The following is a 20,083-nucleotide window of genomic DNA, read 5'->3' on the forward strand; positions in this document are numbered from 1 at the left end:
ATGGCGGCACAGAAAATATACTTGCTGACCAAAACCCTCCCCATGCATCATGTCGCCACTTTTACTACCTCAGTCGACGAACTGCGCAGCTATGAGCTTATTCCATTACACAGATGCCCACGGATTGATGGGTATTGTTAAGCATCAGGGCCTATGGGCCACGGACGTTCGTTTTCTAAACGACTCAATGGAGATGCATGCAGGTCTTGAGTTAGTCGAAAGACGCTGCTCAGAAATCAGCGCACAGGTTCGAAACAGCCCTGAACGTGAAGTCAGACTGACTGAAGCTCTATACTGCCTTCTTCCAGAATTCATGTATAAAAATCTAGAGCTAAGGAATGTTTACATAGTTTCGTTTTCCGAAGCCCGTGACAACTTAAGGCAATGGATGTCCTACTGCCCAAAAAACGCCGGTTATGCGATTGAGTTTTCTCGTGAAGCGTTACTAGTTGACAGCTTTTTCGAAGAACAAAAAATGTTGTATGCCGACTAGAAAAAGTGGATTACCACGAGCAAGAGATTGACAAGATAATCTCACCAACAGCAATAATCGATCAAATAAGAAAATCGAAATATGACGTAGAACATGCCACGATCACGACTGTCAGCAATCTTATATTTCATATCTGCGCGGTAAAAGCCCCAGAATTTTATGACGAACGCGAAACCAGACTCATCATTCAATCACAAACAACGAAAGAGCATCCGATTGAGTTCCGTAGCCGCGCGGGACTGATAATCCCATACTTTGAATATCCAGCTCCACGCTCGCTTATCCAGGAAATAACCATTGGGCCAAACGTGAACATGAAACTAGCACGCCAAGGGCTGGAGGACTTCCTCGATGCCCACGCCTTGAAATGCCATATCAAAGAAAGCGATTGCTCACTGCGGGTTTTTTGACCTGTATAGAAGGCCCGGACTGGTGGGGCCTAGGGGCGCGCTCATCCATGTGGGGAGTCTGGAGCTGTGAAGAAGCGATGAGCGATTGTGTCAGCTGTGGGCTTGGATACGTGAAATGCCCGGTGAAGAGTACGCCCACCACTCATTACATTGGCCAAAGCCAGACACTCACTTGCTCACTACTAGTACCTTTTTTTGGGGGGCATAATTCTCGTTTGCATCATTCCCGCTGCCACCGCTGACAAAATGCCCGATGCACCCAGGCGCTCTGCCAAAACGTAGGCCACAAACAGATGAAGTTGCGTAAAGACGTGACCGACAACTGATAACCCCAGTAAATCTCAGCACCTTCCCGATTAATCGCTAAGCCCCAGGCTTAAGCGATCGGGAAGGTGTTCGCCAGGCCGCTACTGCTGTAACCGAGATGTCGGTCGCCATCGAGCAGGTTGCTCGCAACGCCGCCTTCACCTTGGAGCTCACTCAAACTTCTCAACAAAATGCGGTCAATGGCCAACGCTCCATGGAGGAAACGTTGGCATCGCTTTGCAGTTTGGCGAATGAGGTGCTGTCTAGCGCCCAGGAGGTCGAAGGGCTAGCTGATCAGGCGCAGGGTATTGGAGGTCATCAGGACCATTGCCGAGCAAACCAATCTCCTAGCGCTTAACGCGGCTATTGAAGCCGCCCGAGCTGGTGATGCGGGAAGGGGCTTTGCTGTCGTCGCCGATGAAGTCCGTGCACTCGCGCACCGCACATCCCAATCGACAAGAGAAATCGAGGAGATGATAGGAAGTATCCAGATGGGCACCGAGAAGACCGTCAAATCCATGCAGCTCAGTAACGCCCGCTCCCAAGAGGTGCTGATCAAAGCAGAACAGGCAAGCACTGCCTTGGAAAGCATCGTCGAAAACAGCAGTGAGATCAGTCGTCAGAACCTTCAGATCACGACAGCAACCGAAGAGCAGGCTCGTGTCGCACGCGCGGTAGACCAGAACATTCTGACCATACGTAACGTCTCTGTTCAGACCTCGGAGGGGGCGAAGCAGGTCACCGTCGCCCGCCTCCCAATCCCTTGCTGAATTAGCTACGGATTTGCACGCTATGGTTAAGAAATTCCGCACGGACTAGCCACCTAGACTGGCTATCAGTAGCGCGACGCGAAGGAACGACAGATGCGCAATTTTGACTTGAACCTGCTTCGTGCACTGAGGGCTCTCCTGGAAAAGCGGGATGTCCAAGCGGCAGCCATGCACATTGGAGTGCCTTCAACCGCCATGGATGCCATGTTGACCAGATTACGGGAGGCCTTGTGTGACCCCCTGTTGGTTCAAGGTACGCATGGCATTGTGGTGACCGAACGCGCCATCAAAATAGCCGAAGGCGTGGAGCGGATTTTTGGGGAGCTCGACAGGATCATCATGCCTCCACGGCCATAAAGTAAGGTGGCCAGTGAGGCCCTTAATCGGCTTGCTGCAGTCTTAGCCGCCCTCCTTCTTCCGTGCTCTACGGTCAGCAGCATTTCGCAAATGACAGTCTTTGCACACGGCCTGGAGAGCGGCGCCCTGATGGGCTTGTAGCGTGTAGGCGAGAGCGGAATTATCTGCAGGTAAAGTGAAGGGTTCTTCACTCCACCAATCGAAGCTTCGAAATGCCTCTTCGAACTCTGATACCGTCATCCTGAGCATCGCCTGACAGGCTATTTCCTGAAACTCAGGATTCACGTGATCCACTTCGGTTGAAGCAAGCAACCCGCAACGCTCGCAGATCGGAAATGAATGCCTTCGAGCTGCCAAAAAGGGGGCTGATGCCAAACGCAGGGCCGATTCGATCCAGTCGTTCTCATCTCGGGGGGCTAAGCACTGAGTCCAGGAAACCTTATGCCAACCATTCGGATCAAAATTGCCGTAAAAGTCATATCCACCGCCGGGACGGTATGTCATCCGGAATTGGCTTGGACGCAGGTTGTGGACTGAACAGTAGTAATGTTTTTCTGCGATCAAGTCTGAGATGAGGCCATCTTCAAAAACCTCCTCAAGCCTCCGGTCCCTCAGTCTCGAACGGATGTGGTTTCGCAGCTGAGTTTTAGCCATCCCTGCAAAATAGACTGCACCTCGCGGCATTACCTTTCTCCTTCTCCTGATGAATGACTGTAACCGCCACGCCGTTTCCGAAGCACGTGTATAGCACGCGTGAAGTCGCCCTTCGTTATGTCTGCCGCCGGTTAAGCAATGAGACGGTCGGGCTAGTTACGTTGCGTGCTGGAGGTATACATTCCTGATTGGTGAGTCGCAGCATTTGGCTCAGCCCACCCAGTCGGCGGGTACCTTGTCCCCTCCTCCCTTCCAAACCATGCGGCAGATCAACATGGACGATTATTTCACCTTCGCGAAATTTTGGCGCTGTGCATTACAAGTCAATCCGTTCAGCTACCAGAGTGCTTACCGCGGCTCTGAGCATGGCTTTGAGGAAGAGCAATACAACACCGCCGTGCTGGAAAAATGTCTGGCCCTTGATATCAAGGTCGTCGGAATCGCCGACCACGGCAGCGTTAGCAGCGTGGATAGCCTGAGAAAGGTGCTTGAGCCTTGTGGCATCGTCGTATTTCCGGGCTTTGAAATCGCTGCAAATGACAAAACCCACTTTGTATGCCTATTCCCTGAGGGCACGGGTACACAACTGCTTGAACGATACCTTGGAAACCTCGATTTGCTTGATCCGGCGGATGGAGTTCGGCCATCCCGCTTAAGCTCGGAACAACTGGTCGATAAGGTGGATCAGCTTGGTGGCTTTATCTACGCCGCACACTGCACCCAGGACAGCGGATTGCTGAAAAACCGACTAAACCACGTCTGGATGCTTCCAAAACTGCGAGCTGCACAGATACCAGGATCATTAGAAGATCTGGCAGGTGTGGAAAGCGACTTTTACCGTCGGGTACTGAAAAACAAGGATGACGCCTACAAGCGCGAACGTCTGGTAGCTTTAATCAACGCGAAGGACGTTGCCAAACCAGTAGACCTTGAGCAACCGGGAGCTACATGCCTGATCAAGATGACGCGCCCCACATTCGCGGCCTTCAAGGTGGCCTTTCTAGATCCAGCTTCTAGGATCCGGTTGAATTCCGACACGGCGAAGTACCCGGTCGGAAGGGTCCTGAGCATGGCGGTTACAGGCGGCTATCTGGACGGTCTGAAGGTAAATTTCTCTGACCACCTCAATACTGTAATTGGCGGAAGGGGCACCGGAAAATCGACCCTTCTGGAATGCCTCCGCTTCGCTTTGGACTTGGCGCCAAAAGGCAAGCAGGCCTTGAAGCTGCATCAGGAGATCATCAAGGAGAACATTGGACGGTCGGCGGGCCGAGTGGAAGTGGTTGTGGTGTCTTCTGCTCAGAACGGTAAGCAGTACACCGTGTCACGCCGTCACGGCGAGCTACCAGTGGTTCGCGATATCACTGGTGATGTGTCAACCATGATTCCCAGAGAACTGTTGCCGGGCCTGGACATCTACGGACAAAATGAAATCTATGAGCTGGCTCAGGATGAAGCTAGCCGGTTGCAACTGCTTGACCGATTTCTGCCTGAAGATCGCGACTATGAGCAAAAGAGAGCCGACGCACAAAAACGCTTGAAGGAAAATAGGCTTAAAGTTGTGAAGTCTCATTCCGAGGTAGACGACGTCGAATCAGAGCTCAAACGGCTTCCGAATTTGGAGGAGCAGCTACGCGACTACGAGACACTCGGAGTAGCGGAAAAGTTGGCCACGACGTCCTTGCTCGCCAGGGAGCGGGTGATAGTCAACACAGCCAAGGAATCATTGCAAAGCTTCGAAAATGCACTCGCCGATCTCCGTCGAGCCATTCCGGATCTCTCATTTATCGGTGATGAGGCAATTGAAGGAGTGCCCGATAGGGAGGCCTTGGTCACAATGCGGGTAGCCCTGGACTCACTCAAAGGGATCTTTGAAACCCGCATAACCGAAATGGAAAGCGTAGCTGAGGCCACTCAACAACTATTTAAAGCTGAACACGATGCTTGGCTGCTTGCGGTACAGGAGCATGACAAGGAGTTGGAGAAAGAGCTCCGAACACTTCCCGACACAGCGGGGAAATCAGGCCAGGAAATCGGCGCAGCGTACCAGAAGTTGCAACAGGACATCGAAAGTATACGGCCACTTGAAGCCAAGCTTCCAGGGCACCAGCAACAACATGAGGCGCTGGTGCAAGAGCGAAGAAACATCCTGGCGGAGCTTTCTGATTTGCGAACGCTTCGGTTAGCTGCGCTGCAGAAAGCGGCCAAACGGCTAACCCGAAAGCTGGAAGGCAAAATGAAGGTCGAGGTGGTGCCTGAGGCCGACCGCTCACCACTGGTGGCGTACCTTTTGGGATGCAAGCTGGACGGGATTGGAGAGAAACGACTGGCGTGGATTGAGGAGGCTGAAATCATCAGCCCAACCTTACTGGTTGCATCGATCCGAGAAGGCAGCGGATCGCTACAACTGGATTGGGGTCTGACGCCAATGGTCGCTGATGCTCTCGCGAAGCTTCAATCATCTCAAATCATGGAGCTTGAAGCGTTAGAGTTGGAACATCGCGTAGACATCTCACTGAACGTTGCCCACGGAGATGCTGAGCCTGTTTTCCGTCCGCTGAATAAGCTGTCAACCGGTCAGCAGTGCACGGCGATCCTGCATATGTTGCTTCTGGACAACATCGACCCGCTGTTTATGGACCAGCCGGAAGACAACCTTGATAACGCATTCATTGCTGAGAGGATTGTGACAGAGCTAAGGGACGCCAAAACCAACCGGCAATTTCTCTTCGCGACACATAATGCGAATATCCCCGTGTTCGGCGACGCCGAGTGGATCGGAGTGTTCAGCACTGAGGACAACCGCGGGCGCCTTGAACTGGAGGCGCAGGGATCTATTGACGTGGCATACATCCGCGATCAGGTAGCAAGGATATTGGAGGGTGGCCGAGAGGCCTTCATCCAACGCATGGAAAAATACGAGTTTTAGCGGGCGCATAGCTCAGAGATTTCGATAGAAATTCTCCCGGCCTTTAATGGCCGGGAGACGTTTGTTCGATTTCCTCGCCACTTCTGCAGATGGGATCTCGCAGCAGCAAATCAAAGTTCTCGGAATCGCATATGCCATATTTGCAGCAGAAAGCATCAGCCTGGCTGCTGAGTCCACCCGTCACCAAGCGATACCATCAAGCCAATAGATGCCTCTACCTGCTTGGTCTGTAGACCTTGAAGATCCTGCTTCGTCTGGAGTGCATCACGTACATGGGCCACCTGGCCGATGGTGATCTGTGCGCCGTCGACGACCTTGACCGGCAGTTCATTGAGCTGGTCGATGGCGGTTGGGCTGTTGTTCAGTAGCACGGTGAATTCGTTGCGGCCAATTTTCGCCGTGCCCACCGGAATGATCTGGTTCTGCGCGGCCAGCGCATTGGCCACATCCTGAGCGGACAAGCCTTTGGCCGCTAAGGCCTGCGGGTCGAGGTCGAGGGTGATCTGGCGCTCCTTGCCACCCATCGGGGTCGGCATCGACAGGCCGGGCACCGAGGTAAGAGGCAAGCGGATGCTGTTCTGCACCAGGTTCCTCGCGGCCGTAATGCGGGAGCAGCCTATACCGGGATTTCGTCGAGCGACGACTTGCCGAGGGTTTCGTCCGAGGCGCGTTACTAGCCAGCGGACAAACAGACGTCAGCGCACCTCGCTGAGGTCGATAGCCTGCAGGTGCGTCTCGCCTGCTTCAAACCGTGATAACTGAGGTAATAAGCAAGATGGCTAAGGCCGCCGATGTCGTTGTGCAATGCCTGGAAAACGAAGGTGTCGAGTATGTGTTCGGCATTCCTGGTGAGGAAAACCTCGACCTGCTGGAATCCCTGCGCAAGTCGAAGATCAAGCTGGTATTGACCCGCCACGAGCAGTCCGCGGGCTTCATGGCCGCCACCTATGGCCGCCTGACCGGCAAGACCGGCGTCAGCCTGTCGACCCTGGGCCCTGGCGCGACCAACCTGGTGACCGCCAGTGCGTACGCCTAGCTAGCCATCACTTCGCCTGATACCTCGGGTAGCGAGAGAGCTCTATACCCATTCAGAGGAACTAGGGCTGTAGCCGGCGAAATATCTTTAGCAATAACGTCATTGCAGCCGATTATCACGATCATATCTTCGTGGCTCGGGGTTATGCGGGGCGGGCCATCGAGGCCCTCTTGAAACTGTCGCGCAATGGAATAAAATTATGTTATCAAAAGATCCAGAGTGCCCGTGAAGCTATCATGTGAACCAATGACGGGCACCACAAAGAAACATTGCTAGGTAAGATTTCAGCGGTGCCTCCATCTGTCTTTGTTATCGTATCGAAGGTGGGAGCCGCCTAAAAAAGCAGCGAGTCGTCTTGCTGGGCCGGTTGCGGCGCAAGGATTGATCTGAACGCATCTACTCCCGCCTGATAGGTGCAAACTGACCCATCCTCGGAAATGTTCCTCGCCTCCCATGGTGTCGACCTGCAGATCTCCGGGTTCCCAGCCCTATGTTCTACCGTACATGCACCACTGAATGGGCACTGTGTGGACCTGAGAGGGGCTTGTGTCTCAAGATGCGTTTCCTTTAGGTGTTGCTGCACGTAATGAATACACGACTGCAGTACCGCGAACGCCTCGTGCATATCGGCAGACATGGTCACGACGCTCCCTTCGGCGCCCTCCCAACGTATTTCAAGCTCAGCCCCTATTTTTCTTTGAAAAACCACGCGTTCTAACAGATTCGCCGCAATGTTGTTGAAGTTCTTAACGGTCATAGGTTCGTGGAGGAAGGCCAGTTCCAAAAACTGGCGCTGACTGCGTGAATTCAACCCTTTAAGTATCAATTGTTCATAGACTTGCATTCCTTTGGACAGGATTTCCGAACCCGCAAAAATCTTATAGAACAGTGGAATATACCAGTCCCGGAACAGCTTGGAATAGTTCGAAAAACCTTGCAGGATGTCGTTTACGATAGTCGTAAAAAATACAGCGCCAGAGGTGCCTTCTTCATAGCCCTGAAGCTCGCTAAGGGATGTGAGCGCGACCGATGGACTCGGTGCAAGCAAAGCCAGAGTTCCAAGAATCACGCGTTGTTCCGCTGGGACTTCTCCGCCGGCCAGGAATTCAAGAAGAGGCCCAAAGGCCAGATAGGGAAACGCAGGGGTATTTGCATCGACCACAAAGCGTGAAACTCCAGCGCGCATCCTTATATCCCGATCAATCTCATACGCGATGCCTTCGGTAATGAACTCCAGACCGGGTGAGAAGCTAAACTGCAACTCACCGCCATCATCAAAAATCGCTGTCACATCGAATTCGACTTGCTGCTCAGGATCTATAACCACTGCGGGCACTCGCAGTTGGCCGGGATTGACCTGAGAAAACTCCCATCGTGTCACCCTGCGCCATTTATACTCTGGGGGGATATGCTTCACGTAGCCTTTTAATCTGCGCAAGCTATCGAATGTCGCCCGGAGTTTGACGCCTTGTGTACAATGAGTGTCAGATCCCGTGTTATCCTCGACTTTCTGGGCTTGAAGAGGCAGCACCAACAGCAATATGTCTGTCAGGCAGCCCAGACCTACTCTGGTCGTGAGGTTATGAAGGTAGTGGATATATTCGTGCGCATGTAGCGCGACTACCAAGGGCAAAGCCGACTCATCGTCAAGATCCGCGCCTTCTGGAGACAGTTCGTTTAGCGACTCGATATTCAATATAAGTGAATGAAGCCTGAATACCCCGGCGGTACCTGAACGTAAAACTTCTTCTTCATGAAAGTTAAGCATGGGCCCTCCCAGGTCTTTTCTGGTCGCTTAGTCCAAATACGAAAAGACACTACCAGACCCCACATTAATTAGCAAAGGCATCTACCCTATCTCGACCATCCACCGGTGCAGAGAGTCGATAAACCCCTATCTAGGATCACTCCCTAAGAACGCCACTTTTTCGATTGCTTGACCTTGATAAGTGCGCTACGTTTGCCCCAGAACTTTGTAAGTGCTGCCTCGCGTAGCGATCTGCCAGGTCATGGGTCGCCCTTAATGTTCTGGACTTTTTCACGCCAGTGTAACCCGCATCGGCACAGATGACGGTCTCTGTGCCATGCGCCTATAGCTCTGCGTTTTGCGTCGGACTGCTTATAAGCCTTAAGTGGTAAATCCAACCCACTCCCGATTCATATTGAATATATTGAAGTTCCCTTCTCCTGTTTCACACCAAAAACCAACCCAGTTTTTTGATAGATCAAACTGATTAAATGCTCCATCCCCAGTTGCAACCAAAAAACCAACCCATTCCGATGCTGTGTCAAAGATCAGGATTACTTCTTCATCTGCCTTTACGGTGAAGCCTACGGGCTGACAACTTACTGAGAAAATGTATAGCCCTGGGATATTTGAGGTTCTATTCGGGTCTACGCTTGATGTCCTTTTAGGGTCTATAGCCGACCTCAGCTTTGGGTTGATATGTGATCTTCGGAATGGATCAATGTGTGACCTTCTATGAGGATCAATATGGGATCTCTTATTGGGATTGATATGAGATCTCCGGTGAGGATCAATATGACTCCTTCTATTGGGATCAATATGAGACCGCCTCCTAGGATCAATGTGGGATCTCATGTTTGGATTGATATGAGATCGCGAAGCCGGGTCTCGTGCTGAGGGTATTTTCATTTGATTCCTTATCATCCGCCAAGCCTAACTGCAAATAGACACCAACTGGTGTATAACTCCCCGGAAGCTGTGGTGTCTAACATTCCTTGCTCCTCTTGCTATCCGTTTTTATGCTGAAATTTCCAGCGTTCCGATGACCGTATAAGGGAGTTATGCACCATGTATGGACAGCTTCGTTTGCTCCACCAGGTGCGGGAGCAAATTCTCTCACGACACTACTCGATCAGTACGGAGCATGTCTATTGCTAGCGGGTTACGCCGCACGGTAGAAATAGGTCTGCTGAGGTTGCAACATGACGTGCAGATCTCGAAGTGTATGGCAGCGCATTTACCATTACTCAGCGCTAGGCTCCATCTGCGTGGCAGTCCAAAAACGTCCGTTCTTGGCCGTTAGCTGCCCTTCTTGGAAAGCAGCAGTGGGTCGACTCCTGCCGGTCAAGACGTAACCGTGCGCTGGTCACATCCGATGCAAATGGCTGGTCAAGTCGAATGCAAACAGGTGGTCAAATCAGTGCAATTAACCACGAAAGCGCTCGAAAAGGCCTTCGTCAATCATCGCCTTCGCGGCAGAGGTGCCATTGAAGTTGCGTGTCGCGGCCAGTCGCGAGCCCCACGCCTCGGGCAGATTGCAGACCTGCACTGCGTACCATGCGGTTAGTTTTTCTGTCGAACATCTAGCCGATGAATGCTTGCCTCCTGGGCCCTTGCAGCTTGAGCATGTCTACCAGGATGTCTTCGAACTCGAACTGGCTCAGTTCGGAAGCCTCACCGTAATGCCCGCTCATCATCCCTATGGCAGATCGAATAGATCTGAAGGCGACTTGGGGAGAATTGGCCAATTTGCTAGGGGCCCGAGGCTTGAGATGAGCCCCTTGTAAACCACTTTTTTTAACTGTAAACCATAGTGGTTTACAGTTAAAAAAAGTGGTTTACAAGGGGCTCCCCTGAGCTGGTCGCCCGTCATGATCGAGCACATACCATCGCGCTTTTGGATCGGCGTGTAGGGTCTACTGATGCGCAAAATAAAAGGCAGCTCTGAGAGCTGCCATATGGCCTACTCCCCCTTTTTGTCCTTACGGGGTTTAAGGTCCGGATGATCCTTCTGCTTTTCAGGCGTGACTCTCTGCCTTTTGTCCGGTTTGCCATCTACGTTGGTTCGTTTAGGGCCTGACTTGAAGCTGTAGGCGGTCTCTTTTGCGCGTCGGAGCTCTGCAACACCATTGAGCCCCATTACTGATTGCAGCAAATCATCGCTCATGAAGAGACGGCTCGATAGATCACCTTCGCGTAATCGTACTGGCTTTTGGGAATTGGATCGGGATAGTAGAAGGCCCTTCCATCTTGCAGTAGGAACCTCACCCTTCCTTCCTGCTCACTCTGCGCCACCTCTACTAACAGATCCATTGCCCAGTCTTCATTCCCGCTCAACCACGCTGGCGAAACAAGCTGGAGGCTCTCCAACAACGTCCCTTCTACCCCCATTTCCACCCAAGAAGTGAAGGCTGACAAAGAACCTATGAACACCACAGTGCGGGTCTCAAAACCTTCCCCACACTGGATCAAAGTAGCGTGAAACCACGGAGACATCTGAGGCTTCAGCATGACGTGCCACCCACGCTGGCCCGGCTCAAGAAGCGCCGCCAGACCTTTGACTTCCGCCTTGCTGTCGGAAACGAACATAAAAATGCCTCAAAATGAACAGTATACTGTGTAGTGATATACTGTTCAAAACGGCTTCATCGTTCCTTTTGCGGATTGAGCAAATGGAACTGAAAAAGGCTTTTGGGAAGGTATTTCGCTGGTTCCGAACCAGGAGTGCCCTCAGCCAGGATGATTTTTCTGAGGTTAGTGGTAGAACCTACATCAGTACACTGGAACGTGGCATGTACTCTCCTACCATTGAGAGGCTTGAGGCCTTGGCGCCTCTGATGAACATCCATCCAATCACCTTACTGGTATGCACCTACGCTGAAAGAGACGGTATTTCAGCAGAGGATCTCTTAGAGAGGGTACGTGAAGAGGTGGCGGAGGCGCCTTGGACCACTGCAAGAAAGTGCTAACACACGCGTGTCTCAGGCATCGAACGTAGGTGCAAAGCGATGATGCGACCTTTAGATAGCCACCTGAGTTGTTAAGGCTTGCAGCGACACGCTGCATTGGCTCAGATGTCATGCGAGGCTTTTATCGATGCTGTATGGACCCATCCATACAGGATGCGTAAGAGAAGCCGATTTGATGCAGCGCTTCTAATGGAGGCGCAGCCCTTCAGTGTGACCACTGACAGACCTCACCCGAGTGCTTGGATTATCAAGGGTCCGCAGAGGGAGCTAGATGGCAGTTCACCGGGTAAGTCAACAAAGGTAAACCTCAAAATCCTGTGAATCCGTAAGGTTGTTTACCTCCTTGCCCGACCAAGCACCCTTCTGCCGGAAAATTCAGGTAATTAGGTTTACATTTCGGTCAGGCAAATCGCAAATCGAGGCTGTTTACACTCTCCTGAAATGATAGCCCCTCGCCCCATCGGCCGATGGACCAGAATTAAGCTAGCAACCCCATGATCTTGCAGGATTTTTTAGGAAACTTGAGGTGGGCATAGGATGAGCAGGACGAGGTTTACCTGAAAAGCAAGTAAAAACTAAGACGATATTGAAGGCGAATTCCAGTAGCGACCAGACGCTACGGTTGAGCAGGCGGGTGCTGGTCTGGCGCGGCAGCAGGTCGAGCCAGCTCTGCATCATGCCGGCGGCCACCGCCGAGAGGATGCCCGACACCCCAAGGCGCTCGGCCAGCACATAGGCGGCAAACGGCAGCAAGAGCATGAAAACCACGTGGGTGGCCGGGTCATCCCAGCCACGAGCGATCATCCAGGCCCGCAGCCTGCCAATCAGCCAGCTCAGGGCAACACCGACCGCCAGCCCGCCGATGGCAACCAGGACAAAGCTGAAGCTGGCATCGGCCAGTGAAAATACGCCGGTGATTGCCGCTGCCAGCGCGAACTTGAAGGTCACCAGGCCAGAGGCGTCATTCATCAGCGCCTCCCCCTGAAGCATGCGCATCAGCGGAGTGGGAAGGCGGTCCTGGGTGATGGCCGACACTGCCACGGCGTCGGTAGGCGACAACACGGCCGCCAGGGCAAAGGCCACCGCCAGCGGGATGCTAGGCAGCAGCCAATGGATGAAGTAGCCGGCGCCGACCACCGTGAACAGCACCAGCCCCACGGCAAGTGCCACCACCGGCCCGCGGATGCGCCACAGTTCGCGTTTGGGGATGCGCCAGCCGTCGGCAAACAGCAACGGCGGCAGGAACAGGAAAAGGAACAGCTCAGGATCCAGGGCCACATGCAGCCCCAGGGTCGGCCAGGCCAACAGCGCACCGGCACCGATCTGCACCAGCGGCAACGGCAAGGGGATCACCCGCCCGACCAGTTTCGACACGCTTACCAGCGTCAGCAGGATGAGGACGGTATAGGCTGACTGCATCCGTTAAAGCTTCCTTTGTGAACCGAAGTCAATCCAGGGCGAAAAATCGCCACAGAAGCACTATGTTAGCGGGGTGGGGCAATCATGGGCCGCTGCACCAAAGTCGCAGGAGGCGGATGAATATGTAACATGATGATACTGGAGTTGGGCTGGCAGGGCATGGCGTGAGCCTTAACAGGGCCACTGGGACGCCCCCTCCCCCCGAGTGCGCCCATTTAGCCCCACCCGTGGCGCTCAAAGAGTCGTTCCCGCATAATCGCGCGACTGACATTCGGCAATGGAGAGATTGGGGCAGCCTGTGGCCCCAATGCACACAATGACCTACACGCTCTACGGCATCAAAGCCTGCGACACCATGAAAAAAGCGCGCACCTGGCTCGAAGATCAAGCCATCGCCTACGAATTCCACGACTACAAGACTCAAGGCATCGACCGTGACAGCCTGAACCGCTGGTGCGACGAGCACGGCTGGGAGGTGATCCTCAACCGTGCCGGCACCACGTTCCGCAAGCTCGACGATGCCAGCAAGGCCGACCTCGACCAGGCCAAGGCCGTCGAGCTGATGCTGGCCCAGCCGTCGATGATCAAACGCCCGGTGCTCGACCTTGGCGCACGCACCCTGGTCGGTTTCAAACCTGACCTGTACGCCGCTGCGCTGGCCTGAGTCCATCTACGCATCGCACCCTATTTCGCACGAGGTAATCACATGTCCAATACCCTGTTCAGCCTGGCCTTTGGTGTCGGCTCCCAGAACCGCCAGGGCACCTGGCTGGAAGTGTTCTACGCACAGCCACTGCTCAAGCCGAGCGCCGAGCTGGTCGCCGCCGTCGCGCCGATCCTCGGTTATGAAGGTGGCAACCAGGCCATCACCTTCAGCAATGCCCAGGCCGCGCAACTGGCCGAAGCCGTCAAAGGCATCGATGCCGCCCAGGCTGCCCTGCTGACCCGCCTGGCCGAAAGCCACAAGCCGCTGGTCGCCACCCTGCTGGCCGAAGACGCTGCCCTGGCTTCGACCCCAGAGGCCTACCTCAAGCTGCACCTGCTGTCGCACCGCCTGGTCAAGCCGCACGGCGTGAGCCTGGCAGGCATCTTCCCGCTGCTGCCGAACGTCGCCTGGACCAACCGGGGCGCCGTCGACCTGGCCGAGCTGGCCGAGCTGCAACTGGAAGCGCGCCTCAAAGGCGAGCTGCTGGAAGTGTTCTCGGTGGACAAGTTCCCGAAGATGACCGACTACGTGGTCCCGACCGGCGTGCGTATCGCCGACACCGCCCGTGTGCGCCTGGGCGCCTACATCGGCGAAGGCACCACCATCATGCACGAAGGCTTCGTCAACTTTAATGCCGGCACCGAAGGCCCGGGCATGATCGAAGGCCGTGTCTCGGCCGGCGTATTCGTTGGCAAGGGCTCGGACCTAGGCGGCGGCTGCTCGACCATGGGCACCCTGTCCGGTGGCGGCAATATCGTCATCAAGGTCGGTGAAGGCTGCCTGATCGGCGCCAACGCCGGCATCGGTATCCCGCTGGGCGACCGCAACACCGTCGAAGCCGGCCTGTACATCACTGCCGGCACCAAGGTCAACCTGCTCGACGAGAACAATGAGCTGGTCAAAGTGGTCAAGGCGCGCGACCTGGCTGGCCAGACCGACCTGCTGTTCCGCCGCAACTCGCTCAACGGCGCCGTAGAGTGCAAGACGCACAAATCGGCGATCGAACTGAACGAGGCGCTGCACGCCCACAACTGAGAACTCCCGAAGGGTTCGAAGTGTTAAGATCGGGTCTGGCGCACTCACGCCAGACCCGATTTTCATTCCAGGCCCCGTGATCATGTTCCAGCCCTCCCCCTGGCGTGCCGATTTCCCCGCCATCGCCGCCCTGCAACGGCAGCACCAGACCTACCTGGACAGCGCCGCCACCACCCAGAAGCCCCAGGCCCTGCTCGATGCCCTGAGCCACTATTACGGCCACGGCGCAGCCAACGTGCACCGTGCCCAGCACCTGCCCGGCGCGCTGGCGACACAAGCGTTTGAAACCAGCCGCGACAAGGTCGCCGCCTGGCTCAACGCCGCCGAATCGCGGCAGGTCATCTTTACCCACGGCGCCACCTCGGCCCTGAACCTGTTGGCCTATGGCCTGGAACACCGCTTCGAGGCAGGCGACGAAATCGCCGTGAGCGCGCTGGAGCACCACGCCAACCTGCTGCCCTGGCAACAACTGGCGCGGCGGCGCAACCTGCGCCTGGTGGTACTGCCACTGGATGAGCATTGCCGCATCGACCTTGACCAGGCGCTGCAGTTGGTTGGCCCACGTACTCGCGTGCTTGCGGTCAGCCAGTTGTCCAATGTGCTCGGCACCTGGCAGCCGCTGCCAGCGTTACTCGCCCATGCCCGCGCCCAAGGGGCGCTGACTGTGGTCGATGGCGCTCAGGGCGTGGTGCATGGCCGCCACGATGTGCAGCAGCTGGGCTGTGATTTTTATGTATTCTCCAGCCACAAGCTGTATGGCCCGGAAGGCGTCGGCGTACTGTATGGCCGTGCGCAGGCGCTGGAACTGCTGCGCCACTGGCAGTTCGGCGGTGAAATGGTGCAACTGGCTGACTACCAGAGTGCCAGCTTCCGCCCGGCACCGCTGGGCTTCGAGGCAGGCACACCACCGATCGCCGGGGTGATCGGCCTGGGGGCAACGCTCGATTACCTGGCCAGCCTCGATGGCCAGGCCGTCGAGCACCACGAGACCCACCTTCACCATCACCTGCTGCGCGGGCTTGCCGACCGTGAGGGGGTGCGGGTACTGGGCACACCACAGGCTGCCTTGGCCAGCTTTGTCATCGAAGGCGTGCACAATGCCGACATCGCCCACCTGCTGACAGAGCAGGGCATTGCCGTACGTGCCGGCCATCACTGCGCCATGCCACTGCTCAAAGGGCTGGGGCTCGAAGGTGCTATTCGGGTATCACTGGGCCTGTATAACGACAGCGATGATCTGCAACGCTTCTTCGATGCCCTCGATCAAGGCCTGGAGCTGCTGCGATGAACCTGCCAGCACCCGCCCAGGAAGCATTGGAGCGCTTCGGGCACGCCCGCGGCTGGGAGCAGCGTGCACGGCTTCTGATGCAGATGGGTGAGCAACTGGAACCGCTGAGCGATACGCAGAAGTGCGAGCACAACCGCGTTCACGGCTGTGAAAGCCTGGTATGGCTGGTAGCTGAACAGCACGACGGCCAATGGCAGTTCAAGGCAAGCAGTGATGCGCGGTTGTTGCGTGGCCTGCTGGCATTGCTGCTGGTGCGGGTGCAAGGGCTCGACAGCCGCGAGCTGGCGGCGCTTGACCTGCGCGAGTGGTTTACCCGGTTGGGGTTGGAGCGGCAATTGTCGCCCTCGCGCAGCAATGGCTTGCATGCGGTGCTACTGCGGATGACCGAGCTGGTTTCAGCCAACTGAACCCAGCACCGACCGCGCGCCTTACTCGGCCTTGACCCGCTCCGACGGCCGCCGGGCGCCAGCCACCAGCTTTTCCACCGCCTTGCTCGCTGCCACCATGCCAAAGGTCGCGGTCACCATCATCACCGCGCCAAAGCCCCCGGCGCAGTCCAGGCGCACACCCTCACCGACAAAGCTCTTCTGCAGGCACACACTGCCATCGCCCTTGGGGTAGCGCAGTTGTTCGCTGGAGAACACGCATGGCACCCCATAATTGCGGCTGACGTTGCGCGAAAAGTTGTAGTCGCGCCGCAGGGTTGAACGCACCCGCGATGCCAACGGGTCGTTGAAGGTTTTGTTGAGGTCGCCGATCTGAATCTGTGTGGGGTCGATTTGCCCACCTGCTCCGCCGGTAGTAACGATCGCGATCTTGCGCCGCCGGCACCAGGCAATGAGCGCCGCCTTGGCCATCACGCTGTCAATGCAGTCGACAACGCAATCGAGCTGCTCGGTGATGTACTCAGCCATGGTGTCGCGGGTGACGAAGTCAGCCACCGCATGCACCGTACAGGCCGGGTTGATCGCCCGCAGGCGCTCGGCCATCACCTCGACCTTGGGGCGCCCCACCTGCCCTTCCAAGGCATGGGCCTGGCGGTTGGTGTTGCTGACACAGACATCATCCAGGTCGAACAAGGTGATCTCACCCACGCCACTGCGCGCCAGCGCCTCGGCCACCCAGGAGCCCACCCCGCCGATACCGACGACCGCCACATGGGCCTGGTTAAGGCGTTGCAGCCCTTCGTCGCCGTACAGCCGGGCAACGCCTGCAAAGCGTGGATCTTCTGTGCTCATGTTCGTACCCCGAGGCTCATACCGCTAAAACGGCGCGCATTATAGGCCAGCAGCGCGGATGACCTCCATCGTTAGGAAAACACCTACTGATCCTGCTTTAATGTCCTACTACTTCGACAGATATGGACGACAATGTCATCTCGCAAATTCGGCTTGAACCTGGTGATTGTCCTGGCCATCGCCGCACTGTTCACCGGGTTCTGGGCGCTGATCAATCGGCCGGTTTCCGCGCCAGCCTGGCCTGAGCAGATATCAGGTTTCTCGTACTCGCCATTCCGTCTGGGGGAGAGCCCGCAAAAAGGCCAATACCCAAGCGACGCCGAGATGCGCCAAGACCTGGAGCAGATGAACAAGCTGACCGACAGCATCCGTATCTACACCGTCGAAGGCACCCAGGCCGATATCCCGCGGCTGGCAGAGGAGCTTGGGCTTCGCGTCACCCTGGGCATCTGGATCAGCCCGGACCTGGAGCGCAACGAGCGTGAGATCGCCACGGCCATCGAACTGGCCAACACCTCGCGCAGCGTGGTTCGCGTGGTGGTCGGCAACGAAGCGCTGTTCCGCGAAGAGGTCACGCCCGAAGCACTGATCCAGTACCTTGACCGGGTGCGAGCCGCAGTCAAGGTGCCGGTAACCACCAGTGAACAGTGGCACATCTGGAAGGAACACCCGGAACTGGCCAAGCATGTCGACCTGATTGCCGCGCACATCCTGCCCTACTGGGAGTTCGTGCCCATGAAGGATTCCGTGGAGTTCGTCCTCGATCGGGCCCGTGAGCTGAAACAGCAGTTCCCGCGCAAGCCATTGCTGCTCTCGGAAGTCGGCTGGCCGAGCAACGGCCGCATGCGCGGCGGCGCCGACGCCACCCAGGCCGACCAGGCCATCTACCTGCGCACGCTGGTCAACACCCTCAACCGCCGTGGCTACAACTATTTCGTCATCGAAGCCTACGACCAACCCTGGAAAGCCAGTGACGAGGGCTCGGTAGGCGCCTACTGGGGCGTATTCAATGCCGAACGCCAGCAGAAATTCAATTTTGAAGGGCCGGTGGTGGCGATACCGCAATGGCGTGCGCTGGCGGTCGCCTCGGTGGTATTGGCAATGCTCGCCCTCACCGTACTGCTGATCGACGGCTCAGCCTTGCGCCAACGCGGCCGGACGTTCCTCACCTTCATTACCTTCCTCTGTGGGTCAGTGCTGGTGTGGATCGGTTACGACTACAGCCAGCAGTACAGCACCTGGTTCAGCCTGACTGTCGGCGTACTGCTGGCGCTGGGCGCACTCGGCGTGTTCATCGTGCTATTGACCGAAGCGCACGAGTTGGCCGAGGCGGTGTGGATTCACAAACGCCGCCGGGAGTTTCTGCCGGTGCAGGGCGACAGTGCCTACCGGCCCAAAGTCTCGGTGCATGTACCGTGCTACAACGAACCACCAGAGATGGTCAAACAGACGCTCGACGCCTTGGCCGCGCTGGACTATCCGGACTACGAAGTGCTGGTGATCGATAACAACACCAAGGACCCAGCCGTGTGGGAGCCGCTCAAGGCCCACTGCGAAAAGCTCGGCGAGCGCTTCAAGTTCTTCCACGTCGCGCCATTGGCCGGGTTCAAGGGCGGCGCGCTGAACTACCTGCTGCCGCACACCGCCAAGGATGCCGAAGTGATCGCAGTGATCGACTCGGACTACTGCGTGGACCGCAACTGGCTCAAGCACATGGTGCCGCACTTCGCCGACCCGAAGATCGCCGTGGTGCAGTCGCCGCAGGACTACCGCGACCAGCACGAGAGCGCCTTCAAGAAGCTCTGCTACAGCGAGTACAAAGGCTTCTTCCACATCGGCATGGTCACCCGCAACGACCGTGACGCGATCATTCAGCACGGCACCATGACCATGACCCGGCGCAGCGTGCTCGAAGAACTGGGCTGGGCCGAATGGTGCATCTGCGAAGACGCCGAACTGGGCTTGCGGGTGTTCGAAAAAGGCCTGTCGGCCGCCTACGCCCACAACAGCTATGGCAAGGGCCTGATGCCCGACACCTTCATCGACTTCAAGAAGCAGCGTTTCCGCTGGGCCTATGGCGCCATCCAGATCATCAAGCACCACGCCGCCGCCCTGCTGCGCGGCAAGGGCAGCGAGCTGACCCGTGGCCAGCGCTATCATTTCCTGGCTGGCTGGCTGCCATGGGTCGCCGATGGCATGAACATCTTTTTCACTGTCGGCGCCCTGCTCTGGTCGGCGGCGATGATCATCGTGCCGCATCGGGTCGATCCACCCCTGATGATCTTCGCCATCCCGCCCCTGGCGCTGTTCTTCTTCAAGGTAGCCAAGATCATCTTCCTTTATCGCCGAGCGGTCGGGGTCAACCTCAAGGACGCTTTCGCAGCGGCGCTGGCCGGGCTTGCGCTGTCGCATACCATCGCCAAGGCGGTACTGTACGGGTTCTTCACCAGCAGCATGCCGTTCTTCCGCACGCCGAAAAATGCCGATAGCCATGGATTGCTGGTAGCGATTGCCGAAGCGCGCGAAGAACTGTTCATCATGTTGCTGCTGTGGGGCGCGGCAGCCGGGATCTACCTGGTGCAAGGGTTGCCGAGCTCGGACATGCGGTTCTGGGTCGCGATGCTGCTGGTGCAGTCACTGCCATACCTGGCGGCGCTGGTCATGGCTCTGTTGTCGTCGTTGCCCAAGCCCGAGCACAAGATGGCCGAGCCTCAGGAGGCTTGAGG

Annotated in this window: 16 protein-coding genes and 3 pseudogenes; 12 read left to right on the top strand and 7 right to left on the bottom strand. The window is 56.4% G+C overall.

Annotated features, from left to right (window positions below; translation table 11 throughout):
- Positions 1-91: 91 nt before the first annotated feature.
- The 4 genes from JOE27_RS10860 to JOE27_RS10875 all read left to right on the top strand — a co-directional run bounded on the left by JOE27_RS10860 (position 92) and on the right by JOE27_RS10875 (position 2,336).
- Complete coding sequence (locus JOE27_RS10860) at positions 92-493, top strand: hypothetical protein (RefSeq protein WP_204918718.1); 402 nt, start codon at positions 92-94, stop codon at positions 491-493.
- Between the two features lie 5 nt (positions 494-498).
- The gene (locus JOE27_RS10865; protein ID WP_204918720.1) at positions 499-903 is read left to right on the top strand and encodes a hypothetical protein; all 405 of its coding nucleotides are present in this window, start codon (positions 499-501) and stop codon (positions 901-903) included.
- Positions 904-1,517: 614 nt separating this feature from the next.
- Positions 1,518-1,979: a methyl-accepting chemotaxis protein gene (locus JOE27_RS10870; RefSeq protein ID WP_239539325.1), complete on the top strand. Its 462-nt coding sequence runs from the start codon at positions 1,518-1,520 to the stop codon at positions 1,977-1,979.
- Positions 1,980-2,072: 93 nt separating this feature from the next.
- Positions 2,073-2,336 carry a LysR family transcriptional regulator gene (locus JOE27_RS10875; RefSeq protein ID WP_204918722.1) on the top strand — a complete coding sequence of 88 codons (264 nt, stop codon included), beginning with the start codon at positions 2,073-2,075 and terminating at the stop codon, positions 2,334-2,336.
- 42 nt (positions 2,337-2,378) lie between these two features.
- Here the strand turns inward: JOE27_RS10875 and JOE27_RS10880 are convergent, their stop codons facing one another.
- The gene (locus tag JOE27_RS10880) at positions 2,379-3,020 is read right to left on the bottom strand and encodes a hypothetical protein (protein WP_204918724.1); all 642 of its coding nucleotides are present in this window, start codon (positions 3,018-3,020) and stop codon (positions 2,379-2,381) included.
- Positions 3,021-3,264: 244 nt separating this feature from the next.
- Between JOE27_RS10880 and JOE27_RS10885 the strand changes: the two genes are divergently transcribed.
- Positions 3,265-5,919 carry a TrlF family AAA-like ATPase gene (locus tag JOE27_RS10885; protein ID WP_204918726.1) on the top strand — a complete coding sequence of 885 codons (2,655 nt, stop codon included), beginning with the start codon at positions 3,265-3,267 and terminating at the stop codon, positions 5,917-5,919.
- Between the two features lie 263 nt (positions 5,920-6,182).
- On the opposite strand, the pseudogene JOE27_RS10890 reads toward JOE27_RS10885, so the two are convergent.
- A pseudogene (locus JOE27_RS10890) lies at positions 6,183-6,530 on the bottom strand (efflux RND transporter permease subunit); the annotation flags it as partial.
- Positions 6,531-6,694: 164 nt separating this feature from the next.
- Here JOE27_RS10890 and JOE27_RS10895 point away from each other — a divergent pair.
- Positions 6,695-6,952 (top strand): annotated as a pseudogene (locus JOE27_RS10895) (thiamine pyrophosphate-binding protein); the annotation flags it as partial.
- 337 nt (positions 6,953-7,289) lie between these two features.
- Here the strand turns inward: JOE27_RS10895 and JOE27_RS10900 are convergent.
- The 3 genes from JOE27_RS10900 to JOE27_RS10910 all read right to left on the bottom strand — a co-directional run bounded on the left by JOE27_RS10900 (position 7,290) and on the right by JOE27_RS10910 (position 11,291).
- Positions 7,290-8,723, bottom strand: a complete 1,434-nt coding sequence (locus JOE27_RS10900; RefSeq protein ID WP_204918728.1) for a hypothetical protein — start codon at positions 8,721-8,723, stop codon at positions 7,290-7,292.
- 1,942 nt (positions 8,724-10,665) lie between these two features.
- Positions 10,666-10,869, bottom strand: coding sequence for a hypothetical protein (locus JOE27_RS10905; RefSeq protein WP_204920661.1), 204 nt, complete (start codon positions 10,867-10,869; stop codon positions 10,666-10,668).
- Positions 10,866-11,291: a hypothetical protein gene (locus tag JOE27_RS10910; RefSeq protein ID WP_204918730.1), complete on the bottom strand. Its 426-nt coding sequence runs from the start codon at positions 11,289-11,291 to the stop codon at positions 10,866-10,868. Before JOE27_RS10910 ends, JOE27_RS10905 begins: the two co-directional genes overlap by 4 nt.
- 83 nt (positions 11,292-11,374) lie before the next feature.
- On the opposite strand from JOE27_RS10910, the gene JOE27_RS10915 reads away from it, so the two are divergent.
- Entirely contained in the window at positions 11,375-11,671 is a 297-nt protein-coding gene (locus JOE27_RS10915; RefSeq protein WP_204918732.1) for a helix-turn-helix transcriptional regulator, read from the top strand.
- Between the two features lie 579 nt (positions 11,672-12,250).
- Here JOE27_RS10915 and JOE27_RS10920 read toward each other — a convergent pair.
- Positions 12,251-13,090: pseudogene (locus JOE27_RS10920) on the bottom strand (cation:proton antiporter); the annotation flags it as partial.
- A gap of 316 nt (positions 13,091-13,406) precedes the next feature.
- Here JOE27_RS10920 and JOE27_RS10925 point away from each other — a divergent pair.
- From JOE27_RS10925 to JOE27_RS10940, 4 genes are all read left to right on the top strand, one after another.
- On the top strand, positions 13,407-13,754 hold the full coding sequence (locus JOE27_RS10925; protein WP_075043977.1) for an ArsC family reductase: 348 nt from the start codon (positions 13,407-13,409) through the stop codon (positions 13,752-13,754).
- A gap of 42 nt (positions 13,755-13,796) precedes the next feature.
- A complete protein-coding gene (gene dapD, locus JOE27_RS10930) occupies positions 13,797-14,831 on the top strand; it encodes a 2,3,4,5-tetrahydropyridine-2,6-dicarboxylate N-succinyltransferase (protein ID WP_204918734.1) in 1,035 nt (344 codons plus the stop codon).
- Between the two features lie 82 nt (positions 14,832-14,913).
- Positions 14,914-16,119 (top strand): cysteine desulfurase, encoded by a 1,206-nt coding sequence (locus JOE27_RS10935; protein ID WP_204918736.1) that lies wholly within the window; start codon positions 14,914-14,916, stop codon positions 16,117-16,119.
- The gene (locus tag JOE27_RS10940; RefSeq protein ID WP_204918738.1) at positions 16,116-16,526 is read left to right on the top strand and encodes a SufE family protein; all 411 of its coding nucleotides are present in this window, start codon (positions 16,116-16,118) and stop codon (positions 16,524-16,526) included. Before JOE27_RS10935 ends, JOE27_RS10940 begins: the two co-directional genes overlap by 4 nt.
- A 21-nt stretch (positions 16,527-16,547) precedes the next feature.
- Here the strand turns inward: JOE27_RS10940 and tcdA are convergent, their stop codons facing one another.
- Positions 16,548-17,357 (bottom strand): tRNA cyclic N6-threonylcarbamoyladenosine(37) synthase TcdA, encoded by an 810-nt coding sequence (gene tcdA / locus JOE27_RS10945; RefSeq protein WP_039601802.1) that lies wholly within the window; start codon positions 17,355-17,357, stop codon positions 16,548-16,550.
- 132 nt (positions 17,358-17,489) lie between these two features.
- Here tcdA and JOE27_RS10950 point away from each other — a divergent pair, with 132 nt between their 5' ends.
- On the top strand, positions 17,490-20,081 hold the full coding sequence (locus tag JOE27_RS10950; RefSeq protein ID WP_046784325.1) for a glycosyltransferase: 2,592 nt from the start codon (positions 17,490-17,492) through the stop codon (positions 20,079-20,081).
- The last annotated feature ends 2 nt before the right edge of the window (positions 20,082-20,083 follow it).

This window comes from Pseudomonas sp. M5 (genome assembly GCF_016907075.1).
Taxonomy (GTDB): Bacteria; Pseudomonadota; Gammaproteobacteria; order Pseudomonadales; family Pseudomonadaceae; genus Aquipseudomonas; species Aquipseudomonas putida_E.

Excerpts from the sequence above, each read along its gene's own strand:
- JOE27_RS10860 (WP_204918718.1), top strand. The coding sequence starts at position 92 with ATGAGCTTATTCCATTACACAGATGCCCACGGATTGATGGGTATTGTT.
- JOE27_RS10875 (WP_204918722.1), top strand. The coding sequence starts at position 2,073 with ATGCGCAATTTTGACTTGAACCTGCTTCGTGCACTGAGGGCTCTCCTG.
- JOE27_RS10880 (WP_204918724.1), bottom strand. The coding sequence starts at position 3,020 with ATGCCGCGAGGTGCAGTCTATTTTGCAGGGATGGCTAAAACTCAGCTG.
- JOE27_RS10885 (WP_204918726.1), top strand. The coding sequence starts at position 3,265 with ATGGACGATTATTTCACCTTCGCGAAATTTTGGCGCTGTGCATTACAA.
- JOE27_RS10900 (WP_204918728.1), bottom strand. The coding sequence starts at position 8,723 with ATGCTTAACTTTCATGAAGAAGAAGTTTTACGTTCAGGTACCGCCGGG.
- JOE27_RS10905 (WP_204920661.1), bottom strand. The coding sequence starts at position 10,869 with ATGAGCGATGATTTGCTGCAATCAGTAATGGGGCTCAATGGTGTTGCA.
- JOE27_RS10910 (WP_204918730.1), bottom strand. The coding sequence starts at position 11,291 with ATGTTCGTTTCCGACAGCAAGGCGGAAGTCAAAGGTCTGGCGGCGCTT.
- JOE27_RS10915 (WP_204918732.1), top strand. The coding sequence starts at position 11,375 with ATGGAACTGAAAAAGGCTTTTGGGAAGGTATTTCGCTGGTTCCGAACC.
- JOE27_RS10925 (WP_075043977.1), top strand. The coding sequence starts at position 13,407 with ATGACCTACACGCTCTACGGCATCAAAGCCTGCGACACCATGAAAAAA.
- dapD (WP_204918734.1), top strand. The coding sequence starts at position 13,797 with ATGTCCAATACCCTGTTCAGCCTGGCCTTTGGTGTCGGCTCCCAGAAC.
- JOE27_RS10935 (WP_204918736.1), top strand. The coding sequence starts at position 14,914 with ATGTTCCAGCCCTCCCCCTGGCGTGCCGATTTCCCCGCCATCGCCGCC.
- JOE27_RS10940 (WP_204918738.1), top strand. The coding sequence starts at position 16,116 with ATGAACCTGCCAGCACCCGCCCAGGAAGCATTGGAGCGCTTCGGGCAC.
- tcdA (WP_039601802.1), bottom strand. The coding sequence starts at position 17,357 with ATGAGCACAGAAGATCCACGCTTTGCAGGCGTTGCCCGGCTGTACGGC.
- JOE27_RS10950 (WP_046784325.1), top strand. The coding sequence starts at position 17,490 with ATGTCATCTCGCAAATTCGGCTTGAACCTGGTGATTGTCCTGGCCATC.